Source organism: Opitutus sp. GAS368 (assembly GCF_900104925.1).
In the GTDB taxonomy this organism is placed as follows: Bacteria; Verrucomicrobiota; Verrucomicrobiia; order Opitutales; family Opitutaceae; genus Lacunisphaera.
In genome coordinates this window covers 2,230,537-2,250,178 of record NZ_LT629735.1, presented here as the reverse complement: position 1 = coordinate 2,250,178, position 19,642 = coordinate 2,230,537, and the positions used below count along the sequence as shown (strand labels likewise).

Genomic DNA, 19,642 nt, shown 5'->3' with positions numbered 1-19,642 from the left:
ACACGTATGAAAATCAAAAACCTGATTTCTTTGTCCGTTGTGGCGCTCGCTGCGATGTTGTTCGCCCCGGCCCCGGGGTCAGCCCAAGTTTTGCTTACCGCCGCCAACTATGCGCTGCTCGGTGGCACGGCCATCACCGTCGGTGGTCCCGGCCCCAATCCGATTGTCAACGGCAACGTCGGTCTTTCCTCGTCCGCCACCACCAACATCACCGGCTTTCCGCCGGCGGTGGTTTCAGGCTTCACCGTCAGTGGCTCTCCCGCCGGGATCATCCCCACGGGCGGCGCCACCGGTCAGGCGGGGGCGGATCTCATCACGGCCCGGAACGCCCTGTTCGCCATGCCGCACATCCCGGCCAACGACCTGAGCAATCTGGATATCGGAACCCTCGCCGCGCTCCGGCCGGGTGTTTATTTTTCCACCTCGGCCACGAACCAGACCGGGGCGATCGTCCTCGACGCCAACTTTCAGAACGGCGTGGCGTGGGTTTTTGATTTTTCCCTCAGTCTCACCACCGCGGCGAATTCGACGGTCACTATCATCAATGCGGGCACGAATGGCGGCAAGGACGACGGCCTCTTCTGGAACGCCGCGACCGCCATCACCATCGGCGACAACAATACGGTCCTCGGCAATTACATGGCCGGCACCAGCATCTCCTTCACCGGCATCACCAACACCCTCGCCTCGGGCGGCGTTCGCGCCCTGGCCGGAGCCGCCGTCACCTTCGCCGGCAAAGTCCCCGGCGGATTCAACACCACGGGCGGTCCCGGTGGCGGCGATTTTAATGGCGGCCTGATGTATGTCGGCGGCGTGCTGGTGCCGATCCCGCCCCCGGTTCCGCCGATCGTTCCCCCGGTCATTCCGCCCCCCCCCGTTTTCACCGGCAATGTCATTCTCAGCTCGACCGGCCTCTACGTCCCGGGTTCCTCCGGTGTGATCCTGGTGCCGGGCACCCAGTACCCCACCTCGACGCTGACCCTTGACGGCAATTCCTCGAACGGGTCGGCCCCGGCCTCCCTCACGATCAACACGGCCACCGTGACCATGACCGGCACGGGCAACACCTACACGGGCGGCACCATTGTGAACAGCGGTGTGCTGATCGCCACCAGCCAGACCCTGCCGGTGAACGGATCCATCGCGCTCAACACCAGCATCCTGACCTTCAACCAGCCGGCGAGCGGCACGTTCGGCGGCGTGATCTCCGGCAACGGCACCGTCAACAAGCAGGGCGCCGGCACGACCACCTTCACCGGCGCCAACACCTACACGGGCGGCACCAACGTGAGCGCCGGCACCCTGATCGCCAGCACCTCGACCCTGCCCGTGAACGGCGGCGTCGCCATCCTCCCCGTGGGCACGCTGGTCTTCAACCAGGCGGCCGACGGCACTTTCGGCGGTTTGATCTCCGGCGGCGGCAAGGTCCAGAAAACCGGCACGGCCGCGTTCACCCTGACCACCGCGACCACTTCCCCGGTTGATGTCCAGGCCGGCTCGTTCTTCTTCAACAACGGCCTCGGCGCGACCACCGTGTCCGCCGGCGCACTCCTCGGCGGCAACGGCAACGTCATCGGCCTGCTCACCAACAACGGCACGGTCAGCCCCGGCAACTCACCCGGCACGATCAACGTGACCGGCAACTATGTGCAGGGCTCCACCGGCAAGCTGCTCGTCGAGATCGCCTCGGTCTCGTCGTTTGACCATCTCATCATCACGGGCACCGCCGCGCTCGCCGGCACGTTGCAGGTCGACATCCTCGGCGGCTACAACCCGCTCGGCCAGTCCTTCACGTTCCTCACCGCCGCGGGCGGCGTGAGCGGCACCTTCGGTTCCCTCGCCGGCTTCATCGCCTCCAGCGCCGCCACCGGCGTCACCGTCAGCTACGCCCCGACCAGCGCGACGATCACGTTCACCCAGCTGCCCTTCGCGGGTTTTGCGCAGACGCCCAACCAGGCGGCCGTCGGCGCCGCCGCGCAGGGCAACCCGACGCAGACCGCGGCGCTCGATGCGCTGCCGTTCGCCATCTTTTTCCCGGGCTCGCTCAACGCCATGTCGCCCCAAGGCTACCAGGTCTGGTCCGACTTCGCCTTCGCCCGGGCCACTTCCCTCGCCGATCGCCTCCTGCGCGAGGACCGGGCGGTAGCCGGGCATGATGAATACTACTTCGAAGCCAACCGGGCCCATGGTCGTTCCCGGGCCGATCTCGATGTCGGTTCGAGCCTCTACACCAGCGACTCCGGCCTGATCGGGGGCAATCACCTCGTCCGTCCCGGCACCACGGTCGGCGCTTACTTTGCCTTCGGCAAGACCACTTCCGGCCTCGGCTCGGTTGGCAGCGAGACCACCGTGAACGAAAAGACCCTCGGCGTGCGCGCCGGCTGGGTTGACGGCCCGATGTTCGTGGACGCGATGCTGGCCTACAGCTTCAATGACTACAGCGCCACCCGTCCGATCGTTTTCCCGGGCACCGCCGCTCTCGCCACCGCTTCGACCAGCGGCCACCAATGGACCACCGGCATCACCGCCGGGGAGCACCTGAAGGCCGGCGCGGTGACCGTGTCGCCGTTCGGCGGCCTGCTCATGACCCGATGGTCCGCCAATCGCTTCACCGAGCAAGGCGCCGGGGAATTCGATGCCACGGTCGGCCACCAGGCCGCCTTCTCCCTGCGCTCCCAGCTCGGAGCCGAGGCTCGCATGACCCTTGGCCTGTTCCAGCCGCACGTCCGGGCCGCCTGGCTCCACGAGTTCTACGACGACTCCCGCCGCATCGGCGCCTCGTTCGGCAACATCAACTACTCGGTCAAGACCCGCCGCAACCAGCGCGACACGGCGCTCTACACCGCCGGCCTTGATGTGGTGCTCGGGCCCAACGCCCTCCTCTACGCCGACGTTGACACCCAGAGCGGCGGCACCACCCGCGTGCTCGATGAGTGGCGCCTCGGCGTCGCCATCACCTTCTAGTCCCGGCCTTCGGCCGGACCGGATTCACCCCCCGCCCTTGCCGGCGGGGGTTTTCCGTTGGTGCTCCCGTCGGTAGGGCAACGCCCCATAGGCGCGGAGACCGGGAGCGCGTATTGTCTCCTCTTCGCTTATGAAAACCAAAAACCTGTCCGTCCTGTTTGTTCTCGTCGCCAGCCCGCTCGCGCTGCTCGCTTCCTCCTCCACCGATCGCAAGATTGAGGAGGCCGCCAAGGCCTCCTACAACTACCGCACCGTCCTCGAGGATCATGTGAAGGTTAAGGCCGATGACGGCATCGTCACCCTCACCGGCACCGTTCAGGACAAGGACGACCGCGATCTCGCCGCCGACACCGTGGAAAACCTCCCCGGCGTGATCAGCGTGAAGAACGACATCAAGGTCGAGCCGGCCTATCCCGAGAAGTCCGACGCCTGGATGGCCTTCAAGATCCGCAGCCGCCTGCTCGTCAAGGGCAACGTCAGCGCCACCAGCACCAAGGTCGAGGTCAAGGATGCCCACGTCATGCTGACCGGCACCGCCGACAATGTCGCCCAGAAGGAACTGACCGGCATCTACGCCTCCGAGATCGACGGCGTGAAGACCGTGCAGAATGACCTCGTCGTGACCGACAAGCCCACCTTGGGCGAGAAGATCGACGACGCCTCCATCACCAGCCAGGTCAAGTATGCCCTGCTCACCCACAAGGCCACCAGCGCCGTCAAGACCAAGGTCGTCACTTCCGACGGCGTGGTACTCGTCACCGGCGAAGCCGCCACGGACGCCGAGCGGTCGCTCGTCACGAAGCTCGCCAAGGATGTCCGCGGCGTGAATTCCGTCACGAACAAGATGACCGTGAAAAGCTGAACGATCATCCATAACTGATTCCACGGCGCGGCGGCCCTTGGGCGGCCGCGCTTCTTTTTTCCTCCCCGCCTTCCCGCTCCGGTCCGAACTCCCACGCCACCCATGTCCGCCAAAAACATCAGCCGCCCCGTCGGCCGGAAAGCCCTGGTCCGCCCGGCGCAGCAACTCCCGCGGCCCGCGCTGTCCCCCGGACAAACCGCCGTCGCCCGCCGTCCCGTGGTCCCCACGCACGCCGCCGACACCACCGCCCACGCCCGCCAGCACATGCCGCGTCACGCGCAATCCTGACCCCGGCCGGCCCCTTTCCCCTCTCATGAAAATCAACAACGGATTGGACGACGCAGCCCGTCTCGAAGTCGGCCAGATGCTCAACCTGCTCCTGGCCGATGAATACATGCTCTACACCACCACCCGGGACTATCATTGGAATGTCACCGGCCCGGAGTTCCACAGCCTGCACCTGCAGTTTGAGGCGCAATCCGGCCAGGTCTCGCAATGGATCGATGACGTCGCCGAGCGCGCCCGCGCCATCGGCATGGGCGCCCGCGGCAACTGGGCGGACCTGGCCAAGGCGGCGCGTTCCTCGGCCGACCCGGGCATCGGCCTGTCCGCCGGGCGCATGCTCGCCGAACTGCTGACCCTGCACGAGGAGATGGTCACCCAGCTTCGCACGGACAGCGCCGCCTGCACCGCGCGCTTCCAGGATACCGGCACGACCGACTTCCTCACCGGCCTGATGCAGCAGCATGAAAAAACCGCCTGGATGCTCCGGGCCCAGCTTGAAACCGAAGAAGCGGAGGCCGTCTGAGGCCCGCCGCGCACCCGTTTAACCCTCCAATAACATGAACAAAGCCATCTCCCTCGCGCTGCTCGTCGGCGGCGTCATCCTCATCATCTGCGGCCTGAACGAGTCCGACTCGATCGGCTCCAGCTTCTCCCGATTCTTCACCGGCAACCCGACCGACAAAAGCATCTGGCTGCTCATCGGCGGCGTGGTCGCTACCATCGTCGGCGCGGCCGGACTGCTGCGCGATACGAAGGCCACGTAGCCATATCCGCCCATGCTATACTACGCTGTCATCTTTCTCCTGATCGCCCTGGTCGCGGGCGCACTCGGCTTCGGTGGCATCGCCGGCACCGCCACTATGATCGCGAAGGTTTTGTTCATCATCTTCCTGGTGCTGTTCGTGGTCGCCCTGTTGCGGCACAAGCGGGCCTGACTGGCCGCTGTTCACCACAGTGGTCGTCGGTATCGCGGGGGACCGGGCGCGGTTGCAGGTGCTCACGGCGACACTGGGCATGGCTACCACCTGCACCCTCGAACGACAAAGAAAGAGATTCCTTCCTCCACGGTGGATGAACTTCGGAGCCTGTTCCCAAAGTAACATTCTCAGAGGGAGAATGAATAATTTTCACGTTTTGAAACGGCGAGCCAACTTGGACAGCTTTGGACTCGTTTTGACCACTTTTCCCGGATTTTTTGGAAGCTATTGAGGAAGCTGGCGCCGAGGTCAGTTTTTCGATTTCCAAGAATAGCGGAACGCTCTTGCGATCGGTATAGCGATCCGTTTGCCGCCATGTCGTGGGACGGGCCAGCTCGGAAACGCCCGCATTGGCCAGCAAACTGGCAAAGGTATCCGGAGTGATGAACCCTGTGGCGGCCGGGGCCGCGGCCGGCTCCTCGGTGCCTGGCATCGCCGTCCAGCGCGCTTTGATCGCGAGCCGGAGAACGTCAAGGCGCGCCGTCAGGCCCTCTTTCATGGAGTCGGGGCCCGCCCTCCGGCATGAATCCTATTTTACGACCAATTCCCCGCGCATTCCAGCCTGGCAATGTGCCGGAAAGGAACACAGGAAGAAATACGTGCCCGGAACCTGCGGCGCATCGAAGGTGACCTCACCCTCTTTCTTCGGGCCGAGCAGCGGAATGGAGGCGAGCACCTGGTCGGCCCGCGCTTTGGGTTCATAGTCATCCGCGGCGGCCGCCATCGCGGCATTCGCATAGGCGTTCGCATCCACCCCGGCCTTCAGCAGGACCCAGTTGTGGCCCATCACCGCCTTGGGCATCGTGCCTTCGTTGCTGAGCGTGACATGGACCGTCTGGCCCGGCCGGGCCTCGATGTGCGTCACGCTGAATTTCATCTGGTCATTGGCGACAATGACAACGTCTTTGCCGGGAGTGCCCGCCGCGCATAGTTGGACGGCCGCGACGATCGCAAGGGCGGTGAGGAATTTTGTTTTCATGGAAATAAGGATATCGGCGGGGTTGGTCCCGGGAGATGGTCTCTAGAACACGATCCACGCCTCGAGGTAGAGCGTGTTGTTGTCCCGGGCGTTCGCGCCCGCGCCGTCGTAATTGGCTTTCGCCCCGTCAAAGCGATTGTAGAAGGTGTATTGGACGGACAACTTGACATTGCTCCTGGACCAGAACTTCGGTCCGCCGTCCTTGTTGAACGGCAGGTAATTGGCCTGCAGCACAAAGCCGTCGCTCCGGGGGGAACCGTTCGCACTGCCGGAATAAAGCAGGGGATCGGCATCGCCGTCCTTCATGAAATACTGGCCGGTCAACCCATAGGTCTTGTCGAAGAGATAGCTGACGGTGGCCTTGAGCGTCCACAGCCGGTCTGTCGCGTTGCTGGTATTGCCGAGTGTCTGGCTCGCCTTCCAGTCCTGGTGCTCGTTGATCCAGGAAAACATGACCGTCACGTCGGATTGCTTGAAGGATTCCTGATACTGCGAATCGAGGCCGATATCCACGATCCGGTCCTTGCCGGCGCTCTGGTCGCGTCCGGGGTAGGTGTCCGCCGCGAGGCCGAAAGCGCCCGCTTCCCAGATGCCGGGTCCGACCGGCCGGACCACGGCGATCCGCCAATACGGAGCCAACCCGGTGATTTGGGTCTCACCGTCGGGATTGATCCCGAGGGCCCTTTGCGTGTGCTGATCGAGCGTGCGGTAACCGGCGAGGTCGACATAGAGCGAATTGGCGATCATCGCGTATGCGCCCGCTCCGGCCACCTGTTGGGAAACACTGTTGGCGATGAGGGGACTCCCGGCCGGCGTCGGGGCGAGGTGCGAGCTGGTGAACGGGTAGCCCCAGGCGGGCGTGCTGTTCCACGGATCTTGCAACGTCGGGTTGTTGTTGAGGTAGAGGCCGTAGGTCACGTTTTTCCCGCCGATAGTCTTGGTGTCGGCATAGCGGAACTCCGTGTTGTCCCACGTCCAGGCCTTGCCGACGCCATCATAGGTGACCTGCAGGAAAAGCCCGAACTTGTTGGCGAGTTCCGCCTCGCTTTCGCCAAAGAGTTTCCCGGCATACGGGCCGAACAACCGGCCGGCGTAGAAGATGCTCGCCTGGGTCAGCGCGGGATTGTTGTTGTCATTGAACCCCGGCGCCGCCCCTCCGGCTTGGGGCGCTTGCGTGTGCGTGAAGGACGGCTGCAACATGAGTGCGAGCGGGATGGCGTCCTGTCCCGTGCCCAAGGTATAGCCGCCGAGTTTGAACTGGCGGCCAAACTCGTTCAGGAGCGGATACTCCGTATGGCAGGCAATGCACTGCATGTTCAATTGCCGGGCAAAGCTGGGCACCGCCCGGCATGTGAGCGGGATGAGCATCACAGCAGCGAAAACGACGGGAGCCAGGCGAGGGAGACGTGTTTTCACTCCGGCAAACCGGTGGCTTGGATTTTGTGCGGTCATTTATGGATTAAGACACCAGGCCCAATCATCGCTGCGCATGTCTTGCGCATTACTGTGCAGCTTTTGGCGCGAGGAGGTCTGCTGGCCAGTATGCGCTTGTCTTCGCGGGATAGAGATAAGGTTAAACCCTGCCCGACGACATGGCCTTGGCACAACACAGCCCCGGCACCGCGAGCCAATTCCCGCCCCTCGTGATACCTTGCCCTTCCCCGCAACCGTGTATTGCTTTGGGAATAAGCACCCGCAGACTCCCCTCGCACGCATCCCATGCCCGCGAAACGCATTGTCATCATCGGTGGAGGCTTCGGCGGGGTGAAGTGCGCCCAGACCCTCCGCGGCCAGCTCCGCCCGGGCGACGCCGAGCTCATCCTCTTCAACAAGGAAAACCACCTGGTCTTCAGCCCGCTGCTGGCCGACGCCGTCGGCTCGTCGCTGAGCCTCGACGATGTCATCGTGCCGCTCCGCCAGCTCCTGCCGGGCGTCCAGTGCCGCACCGAGGAGGTCAAGGGCGTCGACCTGGCCGGCAGCCGGATCGAATACGAGAGCCACGACGGCCAGCCGCGCCACCTCGACTACGACCATGTCATCCTGGCCTGCGGCAACATCTCCAACCTCAATGTCGTGCCGGGCATGGCCGACCACGCGTTCCCGCTCAAGACGGTCGGTGACGCCGCCGTCCTGCGCACCCACGTCCTCTCCGCAATGGAAAAGGCCGAGGTCTGCGACGACCCGGAGAAGCGCCGCTGGTATCTCTCCTTCGTCGTTGTGGGCGGCGGCTACAGTGGTGTCGAGACCGCCGGCGAGATCAATGACCTCGTCCGCTCCAGCCTGCGCTTCTATTCCAACATCCGCGACGAGGATGTCAGCGTGACCCTCATCCATTCGCGCGACCAGCTCCTGCCCGAAATCAGCCCGCAGCTGCGCGAGTTCGCCCGGAAGAAGATGGAAATGGCCGGCGTCACCATGAAGCTCAACGCCCGCGTCATGCTCGCCACCGGCGAGGGCGTGGGCCTGAAGGACGACTTCGTCCGCGGCGGGACCATCGTCTGCACCATCGGCAGCACCACTTCCCCGGTGGTCGACCGGCTCGACACGCCGAAGGAGAAGGGCCGCATCCTCACCGACCCCGACATGCGTCTGCGCGGCCGCGCCAACGCCTGGGCCATCGGCGACTGTGCCAGCATTCGCAACGCCCACGACGGGCAGCCTTCGCCGCCCACCGGCCAGTTCGCCGAACGCCAGGGCCGGCAGGTCGCCAACAACGTCGTCCGCACCCTCGCCGGCGAGCCGACCCGCCCGTTCTCCTTCAAGGTTCTCGGCCAGCTCTGCTCCATCGGCGGCCACAGCGCCGTGGCCGAGATGTTCGGCTTCAAGCTCTCGGGTTTCATCGCGTGGTTTGTCTGGCGCGGCGTCTACCTCTTCAAGCTCCCGTCGCTCTCCCGCCGCATGCAGGTCGGCTTCGACTGGGCGTGGTTGCTGATCTTCCCGCGCGATCTCAGCTGCATCAAGACCGACGTCACCGAGCGCATCTCGCACGCCCACTACGAGCCGGGCGACTACATCATCAAGCAGGGCGAGCCGCCGTCGGGCTTCTACGTCATCGAACAGGGCGAGGTGGAGATCGTCCGCTCCTCTCCCGAGAAACCCGGCGGCGAGGTCATCGCCGCGCTCGGCCCGGGCAACTTCTTCGGCGAGCAGGCCCTGCTCAGCAACCGCCCGCGCGGCGCCTCCGTCCGCGCCCGCACCCCGGTCGAGGTCGTGGTCATGGGCCGCAATGTCTTCACCACCATCTCCAAGTCCCTCGCGCCGCTGCGCAACGCGCTCACCGCCGCCATCACCCGCCGTTCCTCCGCCGCATGGCAGGAGCGGCCGGCCGTGCTCGCCGCCCTGCGGGAGTTCAAGCTGGCCGACTTCATCGAACCGGCTCCCGCCCCGCTGCTCAGGCCGACCGACTCGCTTTACGAGGTCACCCACCAATTCGCCCGGAATCCGTCCGACTTCTTCTTCGTCTCCCCCGACGGCGCCCGGCTCGACGGCATGATCACGCTGACCGACCTCCTCCGCGCCCAGAGCAACGGCGTGAAGCCCGAGACCCCGCTCGCCGACTTCATGAAGAAGGATCCCGCCTCGCTTGCCGTCACCGACACCGCGCTCATCGCGGCCTCGGCCTTCCGCGAGCACGGCTTCAAGACCCTCCCCGTCGTGGCGGACAAGACCGGCCGCCGCATCGTCGGCGTCGTCCGCGTCCGCAAGCTCATCGCCAAGGTCCTCGAGGTTGTGCCGCCGCCCACGGGCTTGACCGTCCCGCCCGTGCCACCGGCTTAAGGTGGAACGCGGCCTCCGGACGCGTTTGTTTGGCGCTCATCTTGAAAACCCGTCCGGAGGCCGGGTTCCACCCTTCGAGCCCTACCCTTATGTCCCGAAACTCTGTTTGCCAAACGGCCGCCCTGAAGTAGCTTCAGCCCTTCACTTTCCGGCCGATGCAAGACCTCACCGACCTCTACCAGTCCGTCATCCTGGACCACAACCGCCGCCCGCGGAACCGCGGCAAGCTGCCCACGGCCAACCGCGTCGCCCACGGGGACAATCCCAGTTGCGGCGACCAGTGCACGGTCTATCTCCGCCTCGACGGCGACCGCATCGGCGACATTTCCTTCGAGGGCTCCGGCTGCGCGATCTCGCAGGCCAGCGCCTCGCTCATGACCCTCAACCTCAAGGGCAAGACCGTCCCCGAGGCCGAGGCCATCTACGCCGACGTCCACAAGCTCGTCACCACGGGCAAGGTTGACGAGGACAACCTCTCCGACCTCGCCGCGCTCGCCGGCGTCCACCAGTTCCCCGCCCGCATCAAGTGCGCCACACTCGGCTGGCACGCCGCCCTCAACGCCGCCAAGGGCGATCCCATCACGGCCACGACCGAGACCCACAAGGACTGATGAATCGTTCTCTTTCTCGGTCTCATAATCATTCTCCCCGTGCAATGGAACGAGAGAACGGGAACGATTAGGATTACGAGAACGACGATGAGCCCTTCCTGGAATAACGTCCGTGCCGACTTCCCGATCCTGCACCAGCAGGTGAACGGCCATCCCCTGGTCTACCTCGACAACGGGGCCACCTCGCAGAAGCCGCGCAGCGTGATTGACGCCCTCGTCCGCTACTACGAGCGCGACAACAGCAACGTCCACCGCGGCCTGCACGCGCTCTCGACGCGCGCCACCGACGCCTACGAGGGCGCCCGCGCCCGCATCGCCAAGTTCATCAACGCCGCCGATCCCGCCGAGGTCCTTTTCACGCGCGGCACCACCGAGAGCATCAATATTGTAGCGCGCAGCTGGGGTCACGCCCACCTGAAGCCGGGCGACGTCGTGCTCACCACCGAGTTCGAGCACCACTCCAACCTCGTGCCGTGGCAGCAGGCCGCCAAGGCCGCCGGCGCCACGCTCAAGTATGTGCCGCTGCTCGGCGCCGACGGCGAGGGCGGCCCCGACCTGGCCGCGCTGGACCAGCTGCTGACGCCGCAGGTGAAGCTCTTCGCCTTCACGCACATTTCGAACACCCTCGGCACGATCAATCCCGTCGCCGAGTTCTGCCGCCGCGCCCGCGCCGTCGGCGCCGTCACCGTGATCGACGCCGCGCAGTCCGTCGGCCACCGGCCGCTCGACGTGCAGCAGATCGGCTGCGACTTCCTCGCCTTCTCCGGCCACAAGATGTGCGGCCCGACCGGCATCGGCGTCCTTTACGGCCGCCGCGCCCTGCTCGACCAGCTCGCGCCCGACGAGACCGGCGGCGGCATGGTCGTGCAGGTCACCTACGAGGGCGCCACGTGGAAGCCCGCCCCCGAGCGCTTCGAGGCCGGCACGCCCAACGTCGCCGGCGCCATCGCGCTCGGCACGGCCTGCGACTACCTGGACAATCTCGGTCGCGACAAGATCGCCGCGCACGACACCGCGCTGGTCACGATCGCGATGGAGAAGCTTTCCGCGTTGCCCGGCATCCGCATCATCGGCCCGAAGAAAGGCGCCGAGCGCAGCGGCATGGTCAGCTTCGCCTTCGAGGGCGTCCACGCGCACGACGTCGTGACCTTCGCCGACGAGGACGGCATCGCCCTCCGCGGCGGCCACCACTGCAACCAGCCCCTGATGCGCAAGCTCGGGCTGACCAGCACGACCCGCGCGAGCTTCTATCTCTACAACACCCCGGAGGAAATCGACCGCCTGGTGAAGTCACTGCAAAGAATCCAAAAATTCTTTGCCGGCTGAGACGTTCGTTGCCCTAACTGTAGGAGGGGCTTTACGCCCCGATTCCTACGCCAGCCATTCCGGCACCGGAACGCTCTCATTAGCACTATTCCGTCAGATATGGAATGCCCCGGGCGACACACCCCGCCCTGCCGGGCACCCCTCTCCAGAGGGGACCCAAACCAACGCCGGCGATAATCCCCTCTGGAGCGGGGCCTGTCGGCCATAGGCCCGGCGACGGCTGATGGCGCGGAGCGCCGGGGTGTGTTGGAACCTGACGGAGTAGTGCTAGCAGATGCACATGATCGGGCATCACGACTGCTGTATGTAGATGCCACGCTCCTTCTGCCTCCGATCGCTGCATCTCAGCCAACATAGCCGACAGCGTGGCAGATTCCGTCAGCCCTACCTTCCGGTCGTGTGTGTGCAGAGCGTAATGAAATACTCCGCACCAGATACTGACCGGCGCCCGCGCCTGAGCGCCTCGTGGCCGCGTCCGGGAGGGTGCGCCATGTTGAAACTCCGGTGATGAAATCGGGGCGTAAAGCCCCTCCTACAGTTTCTCCACCCACGCCAACGCCTTGGTCGCGAGCTTGTCAAACGCCGTCACGCACAACTCGAGGTGCTCCTCCTTGGTATCCTCGATCTTGTTGTGACTGATGCCGTGCAGGCTCTGGACGAACATCATCACCGTGGGCACGCCCGCCCCACAGGTCTCGGCGGCGTCGTGCAGCGGACCCGACGGCAGGCGGTGCGACTTCGGCACCGTCTCCTTGATCGCGGTGTCGCACAGCTCGATCAACTCGGGATGGAAGGGCCGCGGCTCGATCTGCCACAACCGCTCCCAGGAAACCTTCACGTTGCCCGCCTGGGCGAAGCGCTCGCTGGCGTCCTTCGCCTCCTTGAGCATCTGCGCGAGCGCCTTGCCGTCGAGGTGCCGTTGGTCGAGCGTGATCCGGCACTCCTCCACCACGCTGGTCACGATGCCGGGCTTGGTCGTGCACGAGCCGATGGTGCACACGCCGCCGTTACGGTCGGTGATCCGGTAAATTTCCTGGCTCATCTTTCCGGCCGCAAGAAACGCGTCCTTGCGCCGGTTCATCGGCGTGCTGCCGGAGTGCGCGGCCTGGCCGTGGAAGGTGAGGGCATGGCGCTCCACCCCGAACGTCCCGAGCACGGCGCCGAGCGGCAGATCCATGTCCAACAGCACCGGTCCCTGTTCGATGTGCAGCTCGAGGTAAGCCGCCGCATTCTTCAGCTCGCGGCCGCTGTCCTTCACCTTTTCGAAATCCACGCCGACTGCCTTCAGCGCGTCGGGCAGCGTGACACCCTGCTTGTCCTTCAGGCCGCGGGCCTCGGTCATGTCGAGTGCACCCGAGCACGCCGACGAACCGAACAGGCTCTTGCCAAACCGCGCGCCCTCCTCGTCCGCCCAGTCGACGACGCGCACGGTCACCGGCGGCTTGCCTTTATACTGCTCGTTGATGCGGCGCAGCACCTCGACGCCGGCCATGACATTGAGGCAGCCGTCGAGCCAGCCGCCGTTCGGCACGGAGTCCATGTGCCCGCCCATGAGCAGCGCGCGATCGCTCTCGCCGCGCAGCGTCGCCCAGAAATTTCCCGCGGCGTCCGTGTGCGTCTCGACCGGCAGGCCGGCGAGCTTCTCCTTCAGCCACGCGCGGGTCTTCACCCACACCGGCATGAAGGCCACCCGCTGGGCGCCGTTCTCGTCACCGGTCAACGCCCGGAGCTCCTTGAGTTCGGCAACGGTGCGTTTCGGGTTCAGCGGCATGGGAGATTAGGTGTGTTCAGAAAAGTTAACCACGAATGGACACGAATTCACACGAAGGAAATATCCTTGGCCTCCGGGGTGCTTCCTCATTCGTGTCTCTTAGTGTCCATTCGTGGTTAAATTCCGGATTTTGCGCGGCCTGATTTCTGCTTGGAAACTACCGGCTTCTCCGCTGTATTCAATCCACCAAATAACCCAACCATCGTTCCTGCAGGCGCCCGCGTTGGCCCTGGGAATAGCCGGCCAAGTTGACTGACTTTCCTCGTGCTGAACGGCTTTTGCGTCCCGCGGTCTCCTCCCTTCAACCCGCCAAGCCCATGCCCACGCTCGCCACCACTGTCGACGGCCTCAAGCTGCCCAACCCCTTCGTCATCGGTTCCGGACCGCCCGGCACCAACCTCAGCGTCATCAACCGCGCCTTCAAGGAGGGCTGGGGCGCCGTGATCGCCAAGACCGTCAGCCTCGATGCCTCGAAGGTCATCAACGTCTCCCCCCGCTACGCCAAGCTCCACGCCACCAGCGGCGAGGTGATCGGCTGGGAAAACATCGAGCTGATCAGCGACCGCCCGTTCAAGATTTGGGAGGACGAGTTCAAGAGATGCAAGGACGCCCGCCCGCCCGGCGCCCTCATCGCGTCCATCATGGAGGAATACAACAAGGATGCCTGGGTCGAACTCGTGCAGCGCTGCGAGGCATCCGGCGTGGACGCGTTTGAACTCAACTTCTCGTGCCCGCACGGCCTGCCCGAGCGCAAGATGGGCGCCGCCATGGGCCAGGACCCCGAAATCCTCGAGGAAGTCTGCGGCTGGGTCGCGGCCGCCACCAAGAAACCCGTCTGGGCGAAGATGACGCCCAACATCACGCACATCGAGGAACCCGGCCGTGCCGCGCTGCGCGGCGGAGCCACCGGCCTCAGCGCCATCAACACCATCCGCAGCGTCACCAGCGTCAACCTGGATACCCTCCGCCCCGATCCGTGTGTCGAGGGCTACACCACCCCGGGCGGCTACTCTTCGAAGGCCGTCAAGCCGATCGCCCTCCGCATGGTGATGGAACTCGCCACGATGATCCGGGCCGAGTTCCCCGATCGTTCCCTTTCCGGCCTCGGTGGCGTCGAGAGCGGTAGCGACGCCGCCCAGTTCATCCTGCTCGGCGCCGACACGGTGCAGGTCTGCACCGGCGTCATGAAGTTTGGCTACGAGTGCGTGAAGCCGATGCAGGAAGAGCTCCTCGCCTTCATGGCCAAGCACAGGTTCGAGACGCTCGCCGATTTCCGGGGCAAGAGCCTCCCCTATTTCACGACCCACGCCGATCTCGTGAAACGCCAGACCGAGCGCAAGGCCGCCCAGAAGGCCGCCGCGGCCTCCAAGACCGTCAAGTCCGACGGCGAATGGAGTGGCGACGAATTCGTGAAGCAATCCGACGCGCTGTCCAAGGGCTGAATCAAACGCCGACCATGCCTCTTTCTCCTTGTCCCCTCTACATCGCCGGCGAATGGCTCACCCCGAAGATCCCCGGCACGCCCGTCTTTAATCCTTCCACCGGCGACGTCATCGCCGAGTGCCCGGCTGGCGGCACGACCGAGGTCAACGCCGCCGTCGAGGCCGCACAGGCGGCGTTCCCGGCCTGGCGCGACACCCCGCCGGTCGAGCGCGCCCGCGTGTTCTTCAAATACCGCCAGCTGGTCGAGGCCAACTTCGACCAGCTTTGCCAGACCGTTTCGCGCGAGCACGGCAAGACGAATGCCGAGGCGCGCGGCTCGATCTTCCGCGGCCTCGAGAACATCGAATACGCCTGCGGCATCCCCACCCTGCTCTTCGGCGACTCGCTGCGGAACATCGCCCGCGGCGTGGACTGCGACACCATCAACCTGCCGCTGGGCGTCTGCGTCGGCATCACGCCGTTCAACTTCCCCGCGATGGTGCCGCTGTGGATGTATCCCACGGCCATCGCCTGCGGCAACACCTTCGTCCTCAAGCCGAGCGAGAAGGTCCCGCTCAGCGCCGTGCTGCTTGGCCAGCTGCTCGAGCAGGCCGGCCTGCCCAAGGGTGTGTTCAACATCGTCCACGGCGGCCGCGCCGCGGTCGACGCCCTGCTCACCCACCCGAAGGTGCGGGCCATCTCCTTTGTCGGCTCCACGCCCATCGCCAAATACATCTACGACACCGGCACCAAGCACGGCAAACGGGTCCAGGCCAACGGCGGGGCGAAGAACTATATCGTTGTCATGCCGGACGCCGACGTCGGCAAGACGGTCGAGAACCTTGCCACCGCCGCCTTCGGTTGCGCGGGCGAACGCTGCATGGCCGGTTCGACCGCTCTCGCCGTCGGCGCCGCGGCCGATCGCGTGCTGCCCGAGCTGGTGAAGGCCGCCAACGCCATCAAGGTCGGCCCCACCGACCGCGCTGCGCAGCCGGACATGGGCCCCGTCATCACCGGCCAGCACCGCGACCGCGTGCTCAGCCTCCTCGCCACCGGCGAGAAAGAGGGCGCCAAGATCATCGCCGACGGCCGCGGCGTGAAGGTGGCCGCCGCCCCGAAGGGCTTCTACGTCGGCGCCACCGTCGTCGACGGTGTGCAGAACAACATGACTCTCGCCAAGGAGGAGGTCTTCGGCCCCGTGCTGAACGTCATGCGCATGGACGACCTTGATGCCGCCATCGAACAGGCGAACCAGTCCGCCTTCGGCAACGGCGCCGCGATCTTCACCAACAACGGCCGCGCGGCCCGTGAGTTCACGATGCGCGTCAAGGCCGGCATGGTCGGCGTCAACGTCGGCGTCCCCGCGACGATGGCGATGTTCCCCTTCACCGGCTGGGACGACTCCTTCTACGGCGACCTTCATATCCAGGGGAAGGAAAGCATCCAGTTCTACACCCAGCAAAAGGTCGTCTCGTCCCGCTGGTTCGGTGGCGACGTCGGCGACGTCTGGAAGAAGTAAGAACCAAACATTCTCACCACGAAATACACGAAACACACTAAATTTCATGAATCCCGACTTTCGTGTATTTGGTGTATTTCGTGGTGACCTGCCTTGATCTGAATCTCCCATGAGTCTCCTAATAAAAAACGGTGAGATAATAACCGCGGATAGCCGCTACACCGCGGATATCTACTGCGAAGGCGAGACGATCACCAGGATCGACAAGAACATTGTCGCGCCCGCCGGCGCCGAGATCGTCGACGCCAAGGGCAAATACGTCTTCCCGGGCTTCATCGATCCGCACGTGCACATCTACCTGCCGTTCATGGGCACGTTCTCCAAGGACACCTACGAGACCGGCTCGAAGGCCGCGCTCGTCGGCGGCACGACGACACTGATCGAGATGTGCTGCCCGGCCCGCGCCGACGACGCGCTCAAGAGCTTCGAGCTGTGGATGAGCCAGGCCGTCGGCAAGGCGGCCTGCGATTTCACGTTCCACATGGGCGTGACCAAATTCGACGGCGGCACCGCGGCCCAGCTGCGCGAGATCGTGAGGCGCGGCATCGCGTCCTTCAAAATCTTCCTCGCCTACAAGGGCGCGTTCGGCGTCGACGATACGGAGCTCTACCGGACGCTCAAGCTCGCCAAGGAGCTCGGCGTCATCGTCACCGCCCACTGCGAGAACGAGACCCTCGTCGCCGAGCGCTGCAAGGAACTGCTCGCCGCCGGCAAGACCGACCCCGGCCAGCACCACGAGAGCCGCCCGCCGGCGGTCGAGGCCGAGGGCGTGCACCACCTGATGACCTTCGCCGAGCTGACCGGCGCCGCGACCTACATCGTCCACCTCAGCTGCAAGGAGGCGCTCGATCAGGCGGTGGCCGCCCGCCAGCGCGGGGTCCGCGTCGGCGTCGAGACGCTCATCCAATACCTCACGCTCGACAAGACCTACGCCGAGAAGCCCAACTTCGAGGGAGCCAAGTTCGTCATGTCCCCGCCGCTGCGCGACGCCCGCAACCAAAACGTGCTCTGGAACGGCCTGCGGGACGGCCTGATCCAGACCGTCGCCACCGACCACGCGCCCTTCGACTTCGAGAAGCAAAAACCGATGGGCAAGGCCGATTTCACGAAGATTCCCAACGGCATCCCCTCGCTCGAGGAGCGCATCAACCTGCTCTACACGCACGGCGTGAAGACCGGGAAGATCGACCTGCACACCTTCGTCAACGTCGCCAGCACGCAGGTCGCCAAGCTTTTTGACCTGTTCCCGCGCAAGGGCTGCATCCAACCCGGCGCCGACGCCGACCTCGTGGTCTTCGACCCCGACTACCGCGGCACGATTTCTGCAAAGACTCAGACGATGAACGTCGATTACAGTGCCTTCGAGGGCTGGAAGCTGGAAGGCCGGGCCAGCGTAGTGACCGTCCGCGGCCAGATCGCCGCGCAGAACGGCCGGTTCTGCGGCACGCTCGGCCGCGGCCAGTTCCTGAAAAGAACTCCAAGCCACTTTTAGCCGCGAAAAGGCACAAGAATGCACAAAAATAATACCAGGCGGCGGATCGTTTTTGTGTCCTTTTGCGCCTCTTTGTGGCCATCCATGCCTTGTCGCCTTTCTCCACTCTCACCTCGCAACTCTTAACTCCGCTGATGGCCACGCCCTCGCTCACCGCCAACGCCCCGGACGTCCAGGTCGATATCCAAGTCAGCTACCTCTACAACGAGGATCTCGCGCCGGTGCCGCCGTCGCGGCGCAAGTGGGGCGTGCTGAGCTTCGCGGCGCTCTGGATCTCGATGTCGGCGTGCATCCCGACCTACATGCTCGCCTCATCGCTCATCGGCGGCGGCATGAACTGGTGGGAGGCCGTGCTCACGATCTTCCTCGGCAACCTGATCGTGCTGGTGCCGATGGTGCTCAACGCCCACGCCGGCACCAAATACGGCATCCCCTTCCCCGTGCTCTGCCGCGCCTCTTTTGGCACGCGCGGCGCCAACATTCCCGCCCTGCTCCGCGCACTCGTCGCCTGCGGCTGGTTCGGCATCCAGACGTGGATCGGCGGCGAGGCCATCCACAAGATCCTCGCCATCTTCATCCCGTCGCTCGCCGGCGGCACCCCGCTGCCCCTGCTCGGCATCACCGCCGTCCAGTTCGGCAGCTTCCTGTTTTTCTGGGCCATCAACATGGCCGTCGTCTACCGGGGCATCGACTCGATCCGGCTGCTCCTGAACATCAAGGCCCCGCTGCTGATCGCGCTCGGCCTGCTCCTGCTCGGCTGGGCCTGGCAGAACGCCGGCGGTTTCGGCCCGATCCTTTCGCAACCGTCCGCGTTCGACGCCGGCCAGGCCAAGGCGGGGCAGTTCTGGGGCTTCTTCTTCCCCGCCCTCACCGGCATGATCGGTTTCTGGGCGACACTCTCGCTCAACATCCCGGACTTCTCCCGCTACGCGCACACCCAGCGCGACCAAATCGTCGGTCAAGCGCTGGGCCTGCCGCTGACGATGGCGCTGTATTCCTTCATCGGCGTAGCGGTCACCTCCGCCACCACGATCATCTACGGCACCACCATCTGGGATCCGGTGGACGTGCTCACGCGCTTCAAGAACCCCGCCGTGCTCCTCCTGGCCATGGTCGCGCTTTGCCTCGCCACGCTGGCGACCAACATCGCCGCCAACGTCGTCTCGCCGGCCAACGACTTTGCCCACCTCGCGCCGCGCCGGATTTCTTTCCGCGTGGGCGGCTTCATCACGGGCGTCGTCGGCATCCTGATGATGCCGTGGAAACTCGTCGCCGATCCGAGCGGCTATATCTTCACCTGGCTCATCGGCTACAGCGCGCTGCTCGGGCCCATCGGGGGCATCATGATCGCCGACTACTTCGTCATCCGCGGCCGGGAACTCGACCTCACGGCGCTCTACGATCCGCACGGCCGGCACAGTTACACCAATGGTTTCAGCACCGTGGCCCTCATTGCGCTCATCGTCGCCGTGCTCCCGGCCCTGCCGGGCTTCCTCGCCCAGGTGCACGCCATCGACGGCACGGGCCTGTCGCCCTTCCTGCTCGGCCTCTACAATTACGCCTGGTTCGTGGGCTTCGGCCTCGCCTTCACCGTCTACCTGGGGCTCAGAAAAATCGCCCCAAACTCTTGAATGTGGAAAGCTGGAAATCAGGAAGA

General features: G+C 65.0%; 16 protein-coding genes. 13 read left to right on the top strand and 3 right to left on the bottom strand.

The features are described from left to right. Positions 1-6 precede the first annotated feature (6 nt). The 6 genes from BLU29_RS18550 (at position 7) to BLU29_RS09595 (ending at position 5,046) form a co-directional block, all read left to right on the top strand. Positions 7-2,964, top strand: a complete 2,958-nt coding sequence (locus BLU29_RS18550; protein WP_091057179.1) for an autotransporter domain-containing protein — start codon at positions 7-9, stop codon at positions 2,962-2,964. A 130-nt stretch (positions 2,965-3,094) separates the two neighbouring features. Further along, positions 3,095-3,826: a BON domain-containing protein gene (locus BLU29_RS09615; protein WP_091057177.1), complete on the top strand. Its 732-nt coding sequence runs from the start codon at positions 3,095-3,097 to the stop codon at positions 3,824-3,826. A gap of 102 nt (positions 3,827-3,928) precedes the next feature. Beyond that, positions 3,929-4,114 carry a hypothetical protein gene (locus tag BLU29_RS09610; RefSeq protein WP_091057175.1) on the top strand — a complete coding sequence of 62 codons (186 nt, stop codon included), beginning with the start codon at positions 3,929-3,931 and terminating at the stop codon, positions 4,112-4,114. A gap of 25 nt (positions 4,115-4,139) precedes the next feature. After that, positions 4,140-4,634 (top strand): DNA starvation/stationary phase protection protein, encoded by a 495-nt coding sequence (locus BLU29_RS09605; protein ID WP_091057172.1) that lies wholly within the window; start codon positions 4,140-4,142, stop codon positions 4,632-4,634. A gap of 34 nt (positions 4,635-4,668) precedes the next feature. Next, positions 4,669-4,875: a DUF3185 family protein gene (locus BLU29_RS09600; protein WP_091057171.1), complete on the top strand. Its 207-nt coding sequence runs from the start codon at positions 4,669-4,671 to the stop codon at positions 4,873-4,875. Positions 4,876-4,887: 12 nt separating this feature from the next. Then, positions 4,888-5,046, top strand: coding sequence for a DUF1328 domain-containing protein (locus tag BLU29_RS09595; RefSeq protein ID WP_091057168.1), 159 nt, complete (start codon positions 4,888-4,890; stop codon positions 5,044-5,046). A gap of 571 nt (positions 5,047-5,617) precedes the next feature. Here the strand turns inward: BLU29_RS09595 and BLU29_RS09590 are convergent. Both BLU29_RS09590 and BLU29_RS09585 read right to left on the bottom strand, forming a co-directional pair. Next, positions 5,618-6,067 carry a plastocyanin/azurin family copper-binding protein gene (locus BLU29_RS09590; RefSeq protein WP_091057167.1) on the bottom strand — a complete coding sequence of 150 codons (450 nt, stop codon included), beginning with the start codon at positions 6,065-6,067 and terminating at the stop codon, positions 5,618-5,620. Positions 6,068-6,109: 42 nt separating this feature from the next. Continuing rightward, positions 6,110-7,435 carry a hypothetical protein gene (locus BLU29_RS09585; protein WP_091057164.1) on the bottom strand — a complete coding sequence of 442 codons (1,326 nt, stop codon included), beginning with the start codon at positions 7,433-7,435 and terminating at the stop codon, positions 6,110-6,112. Between the two features lie 351 nt (positions 7,436-7,786). Here BLU29_RS09585 and BLU29_RS09580 point away from each other — a divergent pair, with 351 nt between their 5' ends. The 3 genes from BLU29_RS09580 (at position 7,787) to BLU29_RS09570 (ending at position 11,781) form a co-directional block, all read left to right on the top strand. Then, a complete protein-coding gene (locus BLU29_RS09580; RefSeq protein WP_091057161.1) occupies positions 7,787-9,844 on the top strand; it encodes an FAD-dependent oxidoreductase in 2,058 nt (685 codons plus the stop codon). 155 nt (positions 9,845-9,999) lie between these two features. Next, positions 10,000-10,455 (top strand): Fe-S cluster assembly sulfur transfer protein SufU, encoded by a 456-nt coding sequence (gene sufU, locus BLU29_RS09575; RefSeq protein WP_091057159.1) that lies wholly within the window; start codon positions 10,000-10,002, stop codon positions 10,453-10,455. Positions 10,456-10,542: 87 nt separating this feature from the next. Continuing rightward, the gene (locus BLU29_RS09570) at positions 10,543-11,781 is read left to right on the top strand and encodes a cysteine desulfurase (protein ID WP_091057157.1); all 1,239 of its coding nucleotides are present in this window, start codon (positions 10,543-10,545) and stop codon (positions 11,779-11,781) included. A 532-nt stretch (positions 11,782-12,313) separates the two neighbouring features. Here the strand turns inward: BLU29_RS09570 and BLU29_RS09565 are convergent. Then, positions 12,314-13,552 carry a hydantoinase/carbamoylase family amidase gene (locus BLU29_RS09565; protein WP_091057154.1) on the bottom strand — a complete coding sequence of 413 codons (1,239 nt, stop codon included), beginning with the start codon at positions 13,550-13,552 and terminating at the stop codon, positions 12,314-12,316. A 317-nt stretch (positions 13,553-13,869) separates the two neighbouring features. Here BLU29_RS09565 and preA point away from each other — a divergent pair, with 317 nt between their 5' ends. The 4 genes from preA (at position 13,870) to BLU29_RS09545 (ending at position 19,616) form a co-directional block, all read left to right on the top strand. Continuing rightward, on the top strand, positions 13,870-14,994 hold the full coding sequence (gene preA, locus BLU29_RS09560; RefSeq protein WP_091057152.1) for an NAD-dependent dihydropyrimidine dehydrogenase subunit PreA: 1,125 nt from the start codon (positions 13,870-13,872) through the stop codon (positions 14,992-14,994). Between the two features lie 14 nt (positions 14,995-15,008). Further along, complete coding sequence (locus BLU29_RS09555) at positions 15,009-16,493, top strand: CoA-acylating methylmalonate-semialdehyde dehydrogenase (protein ID WP_091057150.1); 1,485 nt, start codon at positions 15,009-15,011, stop codon at positions 16,491-16,493. A gap of 109 nt (positions 16,494-16,602) precedes the next feature. Further along, a complete protein-coding gene (hydA, locus tag BLU29_RS09550) occupies positions 16,603-17,985 on the top strand; it encodes a dihydropyrimidinase (RefSeq protein WP_091057147.1) in 1,383 nt (460 codons plus the stop codon). Between the two features lie 134 nt (positions 17,986-18,119). Then, a complete protein-coding gene (locus tag BLU29_RS09545) occupies positions 18,120-19,616 on the top strand; it encodes an NCS1 family nucleobase:cation symporter-1 (RefSeq protein WP_091057145.1) in 1,497 nt (498 codons plus the stop codon). Positions 19,617-19,642: the final 26 nt, after the last annotated feature.